The following is a 13,279-nucleotide window of genomic DNA, read 5'->3' as shown; positions in this document are numbered from 1 at the left end:
AGACACGAAGAGACGCGCGCGCGTCCCACTCTCAAGTCAGAAGCATCACCATGACCATCCCCCAGATGGTCAGCAGCGTGTTGCCGACGGCATACGTGACCGTGTAGCCGAGGCCCGGCACCTGGCTCTTCGCGGCGTCGCAGATCATGCCGAGCGCGGCGGTGGTCGTGCGGGCGCCCGCGCAGATGCCGAGCAGCAGCGCGGGATGAAACTTGAACACGTACTTGGCGATATACATGCCGATGATGAGCGGCACCGACGACGCGAAAATGCCCCATAAAAACAGGCTCACGCCGAGCTTTTGCAGGCCCGCGACGAAACCCGGCCCCGCCGATATCCCGACCACCGCGATGAACACGTTGAGGCCGACGGAGTTCATGAACCAGATCGTCGGCGACGGAATGCGGCCGAAGGTCGGATGAATGGCGCGCAGCCAGCCGAACACGATGCCCGCGATCAGCGCGCCGCCCGCCGTGGACAGCGTGATCGGAATCGCGCCGAAGCGGATGACGATCGCGCCGATCAGCGCGCCCAGCGTGACGGCGAGGCCGACGAACGCCATGTCCGCCGCGTCGCTCGGCCGGTCGATCACGCCGACCGCGTTCGCCACGGCGGTCGTGTCCTGCGTGCGGCCGACGATCGTCACCGTGTCGCCGCGATACAGCTTGGTGCTCGGCAGCACGGGAATCGGCGTTTCGGTGATGCCGCGCTTGATCTTGCGGATGAACACGCCGCGCGCGCCCGGCGTTTGCGCCAGTTCCGCGAGCGTTTTGCCCTCGATGCGCTTGTTCGTCAGATAGATGTCGACGCCTTCGACCGGCACGGACAGCAGTTCGGCATCGTCCACTTCTTTCGCGGCCGAGCCGAGCACATCGACGAGCTGCTCGCGCCGCCCGACGACCGCGACGATATCGCCCGCCTGGAGCACGTCGTCGAGCTTCGCTTCCTGAATCGCGCCGTTGCGCCGGATTCGCTCGATGAAAAGCCGTGCGCCGCCGGGCAGCACGGCTTCCGCCTCGCCCACGGTCATGCCGACGGCCCGCCCCTGCTCCGCCACGCGATACGCCCGCAACGAGAACTGATGCCAGCCCATGCCCGCGCCGCCCAGTTCCGCCGATCCGCTCAGTTGTTGCTCGTAGTCCTTGCACGCCGCGACGAGATCGATGCCGAGCAGCTTCGGCCCGAGCATTGCGAGAATCAGCGCGGAGCCGATCGTGCCGTAGATGTAGGTGACCGCGTAGGCGGTGGGCATCGCGTCGAGCAGCGCCTTGGTCTCGGCGGGCGGCAGGCCGAGGCGGTTGATGGCGTCGGTGGCGAGGCCCATCGATGCCGATATCGTCTGCGATCCGGCGAAAAGGCCGGCCGCCGAGCCGATGTCGTAGCCCGCTATCTTCGCGGCGGCATAGGGCGCGGCGAGACAAAGCACGCATTGAATGACGGAGAAAAGCGCCTGCGGCAAGCCGTCTTTCGCAATGCCGCGCACGAATTGCGGACCGACGCCATAGCCGACGGCAAAAAGAAACATGAGAAAGAAAACGGCTTTGACGTTCGATGAAATAGTGATGCCGAGTTGCCCGATTGCGATAGCTGCAAGCAAGGTTGCCGTAACCGCGCCGAGGCTGAATCCTTTGAAACTTTTTCCGCCGACCCAATACCCGATTCCAAGCGAAAGAAAAATGGCGATTTCCGGGTACGCGCGCAGCGTTTGTGTAAGCCACGACATATGCACTCCTTTGCGCGAAGATTCTCGCGACGTTACGTGCTCCCCGAGCACGAGGGAAACGCAGGGAATGAGCGGGCGGAGCGGCGCGCGCGCGTCGATGCCGACGGACGATGCGCGTCCACCAAATGTCGAAGATGCGTTGGATCGTTCATGGAAACGAATCGCGGCATGGAGGCTTAAAGCAGATTGGCAGTCACCAATACACCATTTCGGCGATGCAGTTGAGACCAATTTCGATAATTTCGATGCGCGCGCGTATGAGCGTCATCGTTTCATGAAGCGATACCAATTCACTCACATTTCATTTCGGATGCCGAACTATATTGACGCGCAAAAAAACAGCGGCCGAAGCCGCTGTTCTCATACTCACGCAAAAAGCCGACGCGAACTTACTCCGCCGTTTCCAGCAGCGGATAATCCGTATAACCTTTCTCGCCCGGTGCATAGAACGTCGACGTGTCCGGCTCGTTCCACTGCGCACCGATTTCCAGGCGGCGCACGAGGTCCGAATTCGCGATGAACGGCTTGCCCCAGGCCACCGCGTCGGCATCGCCACGCGCGATGATCGCTTCGGCGCTTTCCTTCGTGAACTTTTCGTTGACGATATACACGCCGCCGAACGCCTTCTTCAATTGCGGGCCGAGGCTGTCCGCGCCTTCCGCCTCACGCGCCGCGATGAACGCGATCTTGCGCTTGCCGAGTTCGCGCGCGACATAACCGAAGGTCGCGGCGCGGTCGCTGTCGCCCATGGTGTGGGAATCGGCGCGCGGTGCGAGGTGCATGCCGACGCGGTCGGCGCCCCACACTGCGATACACGCATCGGTCACTTCGAGCATCAGGCGCGCGCGGTTTTCGACCGGGCCGCCGTATGCGTCGGTGCGCTTGTTGGTGCTGTCCTGCAGGAACTGGTCGAGCAGATAACCGTTCGCGCCGTGCACTTCGACGCCATCGAAACCGGCGCGCTTCGCATTCTCCGCGCCCTTGCGATAAGCCGCGACGATGCCCGCGATTTCATCGAGTTCGAGTGCGCGCGGCGTGACATACGGACGCTGCGGACGCACGAGGCTCACGTGACCTTCCGCCGCGATCGCGCTCGGCGCAACCGGCAATTCGCCGTCCAAAAAGACCGGATCGGAGATGCGGCCCACGTGCCACAGTTGCAGCACGATCTTGCCGCCTGCGTCGTGCACCGCCTTCGTGACGAGCTTCCAGCCTTCGACTTGTTCGTCGGACCAGATGCCCGGCGTATCGGCATAACCGACGCCTTGCGGCGTGACGGACGTCGCCTCGCTGATGATGAGACCGGCCGATGCGCGGTCGGCGTAATACTGCGCCATCAACGCGTTCGGCACACGTTCCACGCCCGCGCGCTGACGCGTGAGCGGCGCCATGACGATGCGGTTCTTGAGCGTCAACGCACCGGCTTGAAACGGATCGAAAAGAGTCGGCATAACGGAAGGCATCCTAAGTAAATTGAAAGTTTGCTGTCACCAGGACGGTACTCGAAGGCTCAAAGATTTCCGATGGAATCGCGGAACGCCTGGATAACCGCTTCGTCGCGCTTGAAGAACACCCATTGCCCGACGCGCTTCGTGGTGACGAGCCCGGCCTTATGCAAGGTCGCGAGATGCGCGGAAACGGTGGACTGCGACATGCCGCAGCGCCCATCGATCTGACCCGCGCAAACGCCATGCGACAGCGGCAATTCCTGATTCGGGAAGTGCTGCTCCGGCTCCTTCAGCCACTCGAGAATCTCGCGGCGAAGGGGGTTGGCGAGGGCCTTGTGAATTGCGTCGATGTCCATTTCGTTGCTCAAACGTCTGACGGTTCATCCATGCTGGCTCGTATCGAATCGTCTTGAACCGAAGTATATATCGCAAATGTCCGATATACAAACTGTCGTTATGCGCGGTCCCTGAACTGCCCGGCGAGCGCAAGAAGAATGGAGATGAACTCGTCCATCGCCTGCGACGACGCTTCGTTCTTCCGCGTGATGACGCTGTAGTTCGTCAGTGTCCGCCGGATCGGCACGCTGACGTATCCCAGGAGGCCGTTCCTGACGTATCGGTCCATTGCGGCTTGCGGCTGCAGGGAAAGCATGTCGGTGGCCTGCAATAGCTCCAGCGTCGAGAAAATGGAAGGCGTCTCCACGATCCCCACCGGCGCGACGATGCCCGCCGCCGCGAACGTCTCCTCGAAGAGCTGCCGCATCGCGGTGCCGGGCGGATACAGAATCCACGGCCATTGCCCGAGATCGGCCATCTCCACATGCGCTTGTGCAAGCAACGGATGATGCTGCCCGACAACCGCGCGCGCGGGCTCCGCCAAGAGATCGACGACATCGAAGAGCGCGCCGTGCCTCGGCTCCGTCGGGCGGCCGACCATCACATCGAGCCGCTTTTCTTCGAGCCATATCGCGAGTTGATCGCTGCTCTGTTCGACGAGCTTGATGATGAGCCGCGGCCGCCGTCGCTGAATCTCCTTCACGGCGGCGATGACGAGCTGCGCGGCGGAAGCCGGAATGAATCCCACCGTGAGATGGCCGTAGCCGCCGTTCTTCAGCGTGGCGAACTCGCCCGAGAACTTGCCGAGATTGGCGAGCGTCGTGCTCGCGTATCGCACCGACAATGCACCGAGATTCGTGGGCCGCATTTCGCGCGGCAGCCGTTCGAAGAGCGGCGCGCCGAACATCGCTTCGACGTCGCTCAGGATCTTGGTCGCCGCCGGCTGTGTCACGTGCATCTGTTCAGCCGCAATGCGCAGGTTGCGAGTGCGGCCGAGCAGTTCGAGCAATTGCAGATGCCTGAAGCGCAGCTTCGTCAGGACTTGGGACGTCGAGATGGCGGAATCGTGCGACATAAGGGTAAACGCAGACGACCTCATAACCGGATGGAATCGATTCTACGCAATTAGCGATTGGACGCTTATCGAATGGCCAACGGACAATCGAGCAAAGTATTGGATCCAAACTCACTCTTTCTACTCAAGCGAAACCGATGAACGAAAAAGTCCGCTATTCCGCTACCGAACTGCAACACTTCGCACAGGCTTTATTGAGCAAAGCGGGTCTCGACGAACCGAAGGCGCAAGCCGTGGCGATGACGCTCGTCGACGGCGACCTCATGGGACACGACACGCACGGTCTCGCGTTGCTCGCGCCGTATGTCGGTGAAATAGAGCGCGCAACGATGACCTGTACCGGCGAGCCGGACGTGATCTCGGATCGCGGCGCGAGCCTGTTATGGGATGGCCGGCGTCTTCCCGGTCCGTGGCTGGTGCTCGCGGGCATCGAAACGCTCGCGCCGCGCGCGAGAGAGTTTGGAAGCGCGACGCTGGTGATTCGCCGCAGTCATCACATCGCCTGTCTCGCGAGCTATCTGGAGAAGGCCACCGCCGACGGGTTCATGATCGTGCTCAGCAGTTCCGATCCGGCGGTGCAGAGCGTCGCGCCGCACGGCGGCACGCGTTCCGTCTTCACGCCCAATCCGATCGCGGCCGGCATTCCGACTTCGGGCACGCCGTTCCTGATCGACGTTTCGTCATCGACGGTGACCAACGCCATGACCGCGCGCCTGCACAAAGCCGGGCAACGCTTCGACGAAGCCTGCTTCATCGATGCGAACGGAGAGCCGAGCCGCGATCCCGGCGTTCTGTCGGCGAATCCGCCGGGGTCCATTTTGCCGGTCGGCGGCTTGACGTGGGGACATAAGGGATTCGGCCTCGCGCTGCTGATCGAGGCGATGACGGGAGGACTTGCGGGTCACGGTCGCGCCGATCCCGCTGACGGATGGGGCGCCACCGTGTTTCTATCGCTCTACGATCCGGCGGCTTTCGGCGGCCCCGAAGCGTTCGCGAAACAGATGGACTGGATCGGCGATGCATGCCGCGAAAATCCGCCACGTCCGGGCTTCGCGAATGTGCGGATGCCGGGCGATCGCGGCCTGAGCCTCAAACGCGATCAACTGCGCGATGGCGTTGCGCTGCATCCGACCATCGCGCCCGTGCTCGAAGCCTGCGCCGAGCGCTATGACTTGCGGTTTCCCGCTGCACTGACCGAGTGATTCATACGATGCACCCGCGACGATCATCGCGGGTGCATTGCGTTCAACTATTGCTGCCCTGCACTGCCGCCGGAATCGGATCACGCACGAGCAACCAATAGCCGATGACCGCGACACCCGCCACGCCCGCGCCAACGAACAACGCAGGATGGAACGAGTGCGTTTGCTGCACGATGAAGCCGGTGATCACCGGTGCCAGTGCGCCTCCGAAATAGCCCCCGAAATTCTGCATCGAGCCGATGGATGCGGTGCAGTTCGCCGGCGCCGCGACGGAAGCCATCGCCCAGGCCGCGCTGCTCGATACGTACAGCAGCAGCATCGAGATCGAGATGAAGACCACCGCGAGCGTCGCGCTGTGCGTGAGGCCGGTGAGAATCGTGAAGATCGCCACGCCGAGCAGCGATGCAGCCATCGGGTACTTGCGGCTGTTGATCGCGGAGACGCCGCGCTTCGCGAGCACATCGCACACCTTGCCGCCCGACAGGCTGCCCACCACGCCGAAGAGATACGGAACCGCCGCGACCCATCCCGACTTCGAGATGGTGAGGTGAAACTCCATCTGAAGGTACGTCGGCAGCCACGCGTTATAGAGCCACAGAACGTAGATCGTGCCGAAGAAGCCCAGCAGCATGCCCCACGTGGTGCCGAATCCGAACAGACGCCGCCAGTCGTTCCACGTGGGCCGCGACGCGACTTCGCCATCGACATCGGTCAGATAGGCGCGCTCGCGCTGCGTCAGATTCACCTGATGCGGATCGCGATGCACGAGGTAGAACGCCAGTGCGAGCACGAGTCCGGCAATGCCCATGATGCCGAACATCCATCGCCAGCCGACCGTCAGCATCACGACGGTCAGCAACGGTGCGGATATCGCGGTGCCGAGTGTCGATGAGCTGTTCCAGATGCCCGTGGCCGCGCCGCGCTCTTTCTTGCCGAACCAGTCACGCACGACTTTCGCGCTCGTCGGAAATTGCGGCGCCTCGCCGACGCCGAGGACCATGCGCGCGGCGAAGAACTGTCCGAAGCTGCTCACCACGCCGCCGAACGCCTGCGCGACGGACCACGTCGCGAGACTGACGGAGAGCATGACGCGCGCGCCGAAGCGATCGACGAATGCGCCTGCCGGCAATTGCGCAAACGCATAGGCCCATAGAAAAGCCGAGAGCAGCAAACCCATTTCCGCGACCGAAAGCCCGAGGTCTTGCCGAATGAGTGGGTTCGCAATGGAAAGGGTCGCGCGATCGATATAGTTGACGATCCCACTTAGTAGGAGCAACGCAAGCGCGGTACGTTGTATTCTCCGCACTCTCGCCGAAGCCTTGTCACTGCTGGCGATGTCATGAGCGCCGCTTGCGTCCGGCTGCGGCACGCCCGAAACGGGGGACGACTGCTCCATATGAAAGTCTCCTGGGAAGGTCTGTTCTTGGCGAATCTGTTTTTCAATTTCACGTGCGTGTAAGGCAGTCGTGAACTGACGCACGATATGACCGCTTCCATCAGAAATCCAATCAAATTTACCCGCAAACCGATTCCATTTGTTTATCGCGCGGTAGGTGCAAACCCGTGGACCGCCGCCTTTAATATGCCGACGGCGAATCACATCTTTTCTTTGACGCCGCGCTGGATGAGCCAATAGTTCACGGGATACGTCGTCGCGAAACCGGCGACCATTGCGACCTGCATGCGTACCCAATAGGCAGCGTCCGTTGGCTTTAGCGGCGAAGCAAGTTTGGCGAACGCAATCATGCAGCCGAACATGCCGACTTCATAGGCAACGAGCGAAAGGGTGTCGGCTTTCACCGCTGCGACCAGTCCGTCGCGAAGCCCCAGACCGCGCATCGGTGCAATGGAGAAGTACTGAAAAGCCACGCCGATCAGATAAGCCAGCACGAATGCCGCAGCGAGCCGCCCAGTGAGTTCCGAGCCTGCAATCGTCAGCGTCAGCGCAAAGGCCAGCCACTCTCCGATGAAGTCCCCAAGGGCGCACCCGGCACCGCAATGCGTGGCGCCGAGGAACGTGGCCTTCCACATCGGCGGATCGGGCTTGTTTTCGTCGCGCGTCGCACGGCCGAATGAGAAATAGAAGAAGAGGCCGAGCGGTCCCCAGTAGAGCATGGTCAGCGGCCAGACGACGGACATGATGGCCATCTTCTGACGATGATCCGCCAGCCACATGTCGAACACGACGACGAGCGCCGACATCACGGATAAGGTGAGCCAGATCGCCGGCAGCGACGCCGGCCAGGGCTGTTGCATCGTGGATTCTCCGTTTACGTCCGACGTATCGCGCGCAGGCGCTTCGGACAGCAATCGATATTCCAAACGCAACGAAGACCCGTTCCTGTCACGGCATGCTATTTTTCGGTTTGAAAGACGTCACATCGTCAGCACCTTATCAGGCTGAGATGCACGAGCGTCGAAGTATCAGGTTAATGATTCCCCGGTTATCGAGAAACACGTATGAATGCTCAAAAGGCACCTGGCAAGAAAGGCTTGCCGTCGAAGAAAGATCTGGAGGCGATGTCGAATTTCCGCTATCAGTTGCGTAAGTTCCTTCGCTATTCGGAAGAAGTCACGCAAGCGGCCGGAATTACACCGCTGCAATATCAGATGCTGCTGCATGTGCGCGGAATGCCGGGAAAGTCATGGGCGACTGTCGGCGAACTGGCCGAACGTCTGCAGGCGGCGCCCAACGGAACCGCCGCGCTGGTGAGCCGATGCGAGGCCGCCGGTCTCGTCGTGCGCAAGTCCGGCGAAGCAGACCGCCGGCAAGTCGAAGTGCACCTCACGCAGAAAGGCGAGCAATGCCTGCTCACGCTTGCGTCGCGCCATCTCACGGAGATTCAGACCTTCGGCTGGCTTGCCGGCAGCGTGTAGCGCCGGGGCCGCGCATGAATGCATAGATCGGTCACGTTGTGACATAACGATGACGTCGGCCGCCTCTCGCGCGAACCGGAGCGGTTAAAAAGCGCACCTCGAGCGCGCCCCAAACGTCGATGTCACCGATTTATGCGTTCTCCGACAACGGTCTGGTAATCTCCGCGATTTCCTCTGCCGTCAATTTGGAACGATCGAAACATGGATACACCCTTCAACGAACGCGGCGTCACGTTGTCGCGCGCAGGCCTTTCGGCTTCGGGCCAAATGATTCCGATGCGCGAATTGCGCACCGCGCGAGTCGTGAAAATCGAGCGCAAGAAGCCGCTGCCGATCGGCCTCGCGGTGATCGGGCTCGTCGCATTCGGCGCGGGCATCGCAACCGGCCTGGGCGCGGCGCTCGTGCTGGGCGTGATGATCGTCGTGGTCGGTTATCTGTCGTGGATCACGCAGGACGTCATCTATCAGTTGATGGTGTCGACGCCCGATGGCGAACGCGAAGTGCTCATCACGAAGGATCAGGAATTCGCGGACCGCGTGGCCGCGCTCGTCGGCGAAGCGGTCGCGAAACATGCGCAAACCGCCGCGCGCCCGCAGGCGTGATGCAAGGCGCGCGGCGATCGGCGGTCACTTGAAGTCCAATGGCTCGACGTGCCAGATCTCGCGCGCATACTCCGCGATCGTGCGGTCCGATGAAAATATCCCCATGCCCGCGACATTTTCAATGGCGCTCTTCGTCCACGCGTCCTTGTCGCGGTACTTGAGATCGACTTCGGTTTGCGTCTTGTCGAAGCTGTCGAAGTCGGCGAGCACCATGTAGTGATCGCCCCAGTCCACGAGCGTGTGGAAGATGTCATAGAAACGATGCGGCTCTTCCGGCGAAAAATGCCCGAGCCGGATCTGATCGAGCGCGAGCTTCAACTCCGCGTTCTCTTCGTAAATCTGCCGCGGCCGATACCCCGCCGCGCGCAGCGATTCGATCTCGTCCGTCGTGTGCCCGAAGATGAAGATGTTCTCGCGCCCGACGGCATCGCATATCTCGATGTTCGCGCCGTCCAGCGTGCCGATGGTCAGCGCCCCGTTCAACGCGAGCTTCATGTTGCCGGTGCCGGACGCTTCGGTGCCGGCCATCGAAATCTGCTGTGACAAATCCGCCGCCGGAATGATGAGTTCCGCCACGCTCACGCCGTAGTTCGGAATGAAGCCCACTTTCAGGCGGTCGCCGATGAGCGGGTCCGCGTTGATGCGCTTCGCGACATCGTTGATGAGCTTGATGATGTTCTTCGCCATCTTGTACGCGGACGCAGCCTTGCCCGCGAACATCACCACGCGCGGCGTCCAGTCCTTTTCCGGATTCTCGCGAATGCGGTTGTAGCGCACGATCACATACAGGATGTTGAGCAACTGCCGCTTGTATTCGTGGATGCGCTTCACCTGCAGATCGAACAGCGCCTCGGGATTGATGATGGCGTTGGCCTCGCGTTTCGCGCGTTCGACGAGCCGCATCTTGTTCGCGAACTTCGCTTCGTGAAATGCCTTGCGAAACTCGGGATCGTCACGCCATTCGCGCAGCCGCGCAAGCTCGAACAAATCGGTGCGCCAGCGCGTGCCGAGCCGCTTGTCGATCAGCGACGACAACGAAGGACTCGCCTGCGCAAGCCAGCGGCGCGGCGTGATGCCGTTCGTCACGTTGGTGAAGCGCTCGGGATACATGCGCGCGAAGTCGGAGAAGATGTTCTGCACCATCAACTGCGAATGCAGCTTCGACACGCCATTGACCTTCTGGCTCGCGACGATCGCGAGATGCGCCATGCGCACGCGGCGCTGGCCGTATTCGTCGACGAGCGAAATGCGGCGGATCAGATCGACATCGCGTCCAAACTTCTCCGTCACTTGCTTCAGGAACTGCGCGTTGATCTCGAAGATGATCTCGAGATGCCGAGGCAACAAACGCGCGAGCATTTCGACGTCCCACGTTTCGAGCGCCTCCGGCATGAGCGTGTGATTCGTGTACGAGAACATCTGCTGCACGAGTTTCCACGCCTTGTCCCACGGAACATGATGCGTATCGACGAGCAGGCGCATCAGTTCGGGAATGGCGAGCACCGGGTGCGTGTCGTTCAGATGCACGGCGACTTTTTCCGCGAGCCGCCCGAAATGCGTGTGCGTGCGCTGATAGCGGCGAATCAGATCCTGCATCGTCGCGGAGACGAAGAAATATTCCTGGCGCAGGCGCAGTTCGCGTCCGGCTTGCGTGGAATCGTCGGGATAAAGCAGACGCGATACGTGCTCCGACGTGTTCTTCGCCTCCACCGCGCGACGATAATCGCCCTGATTGAACGCGGAGAGATCGAATTCGTCGGTGGCGCGCGCGGACCACAGGCGCAGCGTGTTGGTCGCGGTCGTCGCGAAGCCGGGGATGACCGTGTCGTAGGCCATCGCGTTCACGTGCTCGGTATCGATCCATTCGGTGCGATCGCCGTGCTGCACCGTGCGCCCGCCGAAATGCACGGTGTACACCACTTCGGGCCGCGGAAATTCCCACGGATTGCCCGCGCGCAGCCAGTAATCGGGCATTTCGACCTGATTGCCCTCGACGATCGTCTGCCGGAACATGCCGTATTCATAGCGGATGCCGTAGCCGAAGCCGGGCACGCCGACCGTCGCCATCGAATCCAGAAAGCAGGCCGCGAGCCGCCCGAGGCCGCCGTTGCCGAGCGCCGCGTCCGGCTCCAGATCTTCGAGCGTGGCCAGATCGACGCCCAAGCTCGCGAGCGCGTCGCGCACTTCGTCGTGAATGCCGAGCGCGAGCAGCGCATTGGTGAACGTCCTGCCGATGAGAAATTCCATCGACAGGTAATAGACGCGTTTCACGTCCTGTTCATATTGCTGGCGCGTGGTGCGCATCCAGCGCGCGACGAGGCGGTCGCGCACGGCAAGCTCGGCGGCGTGCAGCCAGTCGCGCGGCTGCGCGGTCGCCGCATCCTTGCCGACGCCGTACATCAGGCGGTTCGAGATGGAGCGCCGCAGCGCATCGACGGTGCTGTTGAGCTGGTCGAATTCCAGGTCGACGGATGTCATCGGTACCTCCGGTGTTTGCATCTTGAGCAACGACCGTCAAAGCGCGCCGATAGTTCGGCGCCGCGCCCGTGGCGATCGATTCGGGGCGCGAATGACGGCCGTGCGCGCCCTGCGGGGAATCTCCGCAGGGGCAAAAATGCAGGTTACGCCACTTTTATTTTTTTTGGTACGACGATCCGCGCGATGGTTCCCGAGCCTTGCATTTCCGCCACAATCGGTAAATATTATTTCGGCATCCGAATGATTTATATGACAACTGCATGAACGTGCGGGCAATGCATTGTTTCCGCTCGGTGCGCAATATGTGGGAAAGCATCCGCTAGACTCGCTGCTTTGCGTGCAAGCATTCGAAGAGGCTATCGATGTACAAGAAAGGCGTGGTGATCGAAATTCAATTCCCGCCCGAGCGCCTGAACGACGCCGCCGGCGATCCTTACTGGATCGATCTCACGCTCGACGAAGCGCGCCGCCTGCATGCGCAGCTTTCGCGGCGCTTCGCCACCGAAAGCGATGCCCGCGCGAATCAGCCGCTCGACACGTTCTCCATCGAATAGCGGATTAGATAGCTAGCGCAGTGCACGGTTGAACAAGACGAAGCGGCCAATCGCGCCGATACTGCGCGGTTTCAGGCTCAACGCTTCGCTCATGTTTCCGTTGCTCACCGCGTCCGTTTTCGTGTTTCTCTGGTCGACGGGCTTCATCGTCGCGCGGGCGATCACGCCTTACGTCGATCCGAATCTCTACCTGCTCGCACGCTTTTGCGGAACGGCGATGCTGTTCGTCGCGTGCGCGCTCATCGCGCGGGTGCGCTGGCCGACGGGCCGCGACGCCATTCGCCAATTGTTCGCGGGCGCGCTGCTGCAAGGCGTGTACCTCGGCGCGAGCTATTGGGCCGTGGCGCGCGGACTCGGCGCGGGCGTCATGGCGCTGCTCGGCGCGCTGCAGCCGCTTCTGACTGCGGCTCTCGCGGCGCGTCTTTTCGGCGAGAAGCTTTCGATGCGCGCCTGGAGCGGCCTCGCGCTCGGACTCGCGGGCGTCGCGCTCGTGCTCGCGCCGAAGATCGCGGAAAGCGTGGCTCCGGCCGCGAATGCAGCGAATGCAGCGAATGCGGCGCCGCAATGGCTCGTGGTGACGGTCGCCATCCTCGCTGTCTTCGCGATCACGGCGGGCACGCTGTATCAGAAGACATCGCTTGCAAACGCGGACATTCGCAGCGCGAGCGCCCTGCAGAACGCGGGCGCGGCGATCGTCGCGGCGGTGCTGGCCGTATCGCTCGGGGAACATCGCTTCATTCCCTCGATCACGACATGGGTCTCGCTCGCGTGGGGCATCGTGATGCTCTCCGGCGTCGCCACGACGCTGCTCGTGTGGATGGTCCGGCGCGGCGATGCATCGCGTGCGACGGCGCTGCTCTTTCTCGCGCCGCCGCTCGCCGCCATCGAAAGCTACATCGCGTTCGGCGAAACGCTCGGCGCCATTCAGATCGCGGGCTTCGGCGTCGCGCTGGCGGGCGTGCTGCTCGCGCGGTCGCAGTAGT

At 62.1% G+C, this 13,279-nt stretch carries 12 protein-coding genes; 5 read left to right on the top strand and 7 right to left on the bottom strand.

Annotated features, from left to right (window positions below; translation table 11 throughout):
• Positions 1 to 31 precede the first annotated feature (31 nt).
• The 4 genes from aspT to NCR39_RS16685 all read right to left on the bottom strand — a co-directional run bounded on the left by aspT (position 32) and on the right by NCR39_RS16685 (position 4,582).
• Positions 32 to 1,723, bottom strand: a complete 1,692-nt coding sequence (gene aspT / locus NCR39_RS16700; protein WP_250453187.1) for an aspartate-alanine antiporter — start codon at positions 1,721 to 1,723, stop codon at positions 32 to 34.
• A 389-nt stretch (positions 1,724 to 2,112) separates the two neighbouring features.
• The gene (locus NCR39_RS16695) at positions 2,113 to 3,174 is read right to left on the bottom strand and encodes an alkene reductase (protein WP_250453186.1); all 1,062 of its coding nucleotides are present in this window, start codon (positions 3,172 to 3,174) and stop codon (positions 2,113 to 2,115) included.
• A gap of 59 nt (positions 3,175 to 3,233) precedes the next feature.
• Positions 3,234 to 3,527: an ArsR/SmtB family transcription factor gene (locus NCR39_RS16690; RefSeq protein ID WP_040052016.1), complete on the bottom strand. Its 294-nt coding sequence runs from the start codon at positions 3,525 to 3,527 to the stop codon at positions 3,234 to 3,236.
• 98 nt (positions 3,528 to 3,625) lie between these two features.
• Entirely contained in the window at positions 3,626 to 4,582 is a 957-nt protein-coding gene (locus NCR39_RS16685; RefSeq protein ID WP_250453185.1) for a LysR family transcriptional regulator, read from the bottom strand.
• A gap of 137 nt (positions 4,583 to 4,719) precedes the next feature.
• On the opposite strand from NCR39_RS16685, the gene NCR39_RS16680 reads away from it, so the two are divergent.
• Complete coding sequence (locus NCR39_RS16680; RefSeq protein ID WP_250453184.1) at positions 4,720 to 5,784, top strand: Ldh family oxidoreductase; 1,065 nt, start codon at positions 4,720 to 4,722, stop codon at positions 5,782 to 5,784.
• Between the two features lie 43 nt (positions 5,785 to 5,827).
• On the opposite strand, the gene NCR39_RS16675 is transcribed toward NCR39_RS16680, so the two are convergent.
• Positions 5,828 to 7,180: an MFS transporter gene (locus NCR39_RS16675; protein WP_250453183.1), complete on the bottom strand. Its 1,353-nt coding sequence runs from the start codon at positions 7,178 to 7,180 to the stop codon at positions 5,828 to 5,830.
• A 200-nt stretch (positions 7,181 to 7,380) separates the two neighbouring features.
• The gene (locus NCR39_RS16670; protein ID WP_250453182.1) at positions 7,381 to 8,094 is read right to left on the bottom strand and encodes a DUF4396 domain-containing protein; all 714 of its coding nucleotides are present in this window, start codon (positions 8,092 to 8,094) and stop codon (positions 7,381 to 7,383) included.
• 150 nt (positions 8,095 to 8,244) lie between these two features.
• Here NCR39_RS16670 and NCR39_RS16665 point away from each other — a divergent pair, with 150 nt between their 5' ends.
• Together NCR39_RS16665 and NCR39_RS16660 are read left to right on the top strand one after the other, a co-directional pair.
• The gene (locus tag NCR39_RS16665) at positions 8,245 to 8,661 is read left to right on the top strand and encodes a MarR family winged helix-turn-helix transcriptional regulator (protein ID WP_250453181.1); all 417 of its coding nucleotides are present in this window, start codon (positions 8,245 to 8,247) and stop codon (positions 8,659 to 8,661) included.
• A 201-nt stretch (positions 8,662 to 8,862) separates the two neighbouring features.
• Positions 8,863 to 9,264, top strand: coding sequence for a DUF6232 family protein (locus NCR39_RS16660; RefSeq protein ID WP_250453180.1), 402 nt, complete (start codon positions 8,863 to 8,865; stop codon positions 9,262 to 9,264).
• A 24-nt stretch (positions 9,265 to 9,288) separates the two neighbouring features.
• On the opposite strand, the gene NCR39_RS16655 is transcribed toward NCR39_RS16660, so the two are convergent.
• Entirely contained in the window at positions 9,289 to 11,742 is a 2,454-nt protein-coding gene (locus NCR39_RS16655) for a glycogen/starch/alpha-glucan phosphorylase (RefSeq protein ID WP_250453179.1), read from the bottom strand.
• Between the two features lie 362 nt (positions 11,743 to 12,104).
• Between NCR39_RS16655 and NCR39_RS16650 the strand changes: the two genes are divergently transcribed.
• Together NCR39_RS16650 and NCR39_RS16645 are read left to right on the top strand one after the other, a co-directional pair.
• The gene (locus NCR39_RS16650) at positions 12,105 to 12,296 is read left to right on the top strand and encodes a hypothetical protein (protein WP_040052009.1); all 192 of its coding nucleotides are present in this window, start codon (positions 12,105 to 12,107) and stop codon (positions 12,294 to 12,296) included.
• A 91-nt stretch (positions 12,297 to 12,387) separates the two neighbouring features.
• On the top strand, positions 12,388 to 13,278 hold the full coding sequence (locus tag NCR39_RS16645; RefSeq protein WP_250453178.1) for a DMT family transporter: 891 nt from the start codon (positions 12,388 to 12,390) through the stop codon (positions 13,276 to 13,278).
• The last annotated feature ends 1 nt before the right edge of the window (position 13,279 follow it).

This window comes from Caballeronia sp. ATUFL_M2_KS44, assembly GCF_023630965.1.
Taxonomy (GTDB): domain Bacteria; phylum Pseudomonadota; class Gammaproteobacteria; order Burkholderiales; family Burkholderiaceae; genus Caballeronia; species Caballeronia concitans.
This window is presented reverse-complemented; position numbering and strand designations above follow the sequence as displayed.

What these genes read in the sequence shown, in the direction of transcription:
- aspT (WP_250453187.1), bottom strand. Translation starts at nt 1,723, where the DNA reads ATGTCGTGGCTTACACAAACGCTGCGCGCGTACCCGGAAATCGCCATT.
- NCR39_RS16695 (WP_250453186.1), bottom strand. Translation starts at nt 3,174, where the DNA reads ATGCCGACTCTTTTCGATCCGTTTCAAGCCGGTGCGTTGACGCTCAAG.
- NCR39_RS16690 (WP_040052016.1), bottom strand. Translation starts at nt 3,527, where the DNA reads ATGGACATCGACGCAATTCACAAGGCCCTCGCCAACCCCCTTCGCCGC.
- NCR39_RS16685 (WP_250453185.1), bottom strand. Translation starts at nt 4,582, where the DNA reads ATGTCGCACGATTCCGCCATCTCGACGTCCCAAGTCCTGACGAAGCTG.
- NCR39_RS16680 (WP_250453184.1), top strand. Translation starts at nt 4,720, where the DNA reads ATGAACGAAAAAGTCCGCTATTCCGCTACCGAACTGCAACACTTCGCA.
- NCR39_RS16675 (WP_250453183.1), bottom strand. Translation starts at nt 7,180, where the DNA reads ATGGAGCAGTCGTCCCCCGTTTCGGGCGTGCCGCAGCCGGACGCAAGC.
- NCR39_RS16665 (WP_250453181.1), top strand. Translation starts at nt 8,245, where the DNA reads ATGAATGCTCAAAAGGCACCTGGCAAGAAAGGCTTGCCGTCGAAGAAA.
- NCR39_RS16660 (WP_250453180.1), top strand. Translation starts at nt 8,863, where the DNA reads ATGGATACACCCTTCAACGAACGCGGCGTCACGTTGTCGCGCGCAGGC.
- NCR39_RS16655 (WP_250453179.1), bottom strand. Translation starts at nt 11,742, where the DNA reads ATGACATCCGTCGACCTGGAATTCGACCAGCTCAACAGCACCGTCGAT.
- NCR39_RS16650 (WP_040052009.1), top strand. Translation starts at nt 12,105, where the DNA reads ATGTACAAGAAAGGCGTGGTGATCGAAATTCAATTCCCGCCCGAGCGC.
- NCR39_RS16645 (WP_250453178.1), top strand. Translation starts at nt 12,388, where the DNA reads ATGTTTCCGTTGCTCACCGCGTCCGTTTTCGTGTTTCTCTGGTCGACG.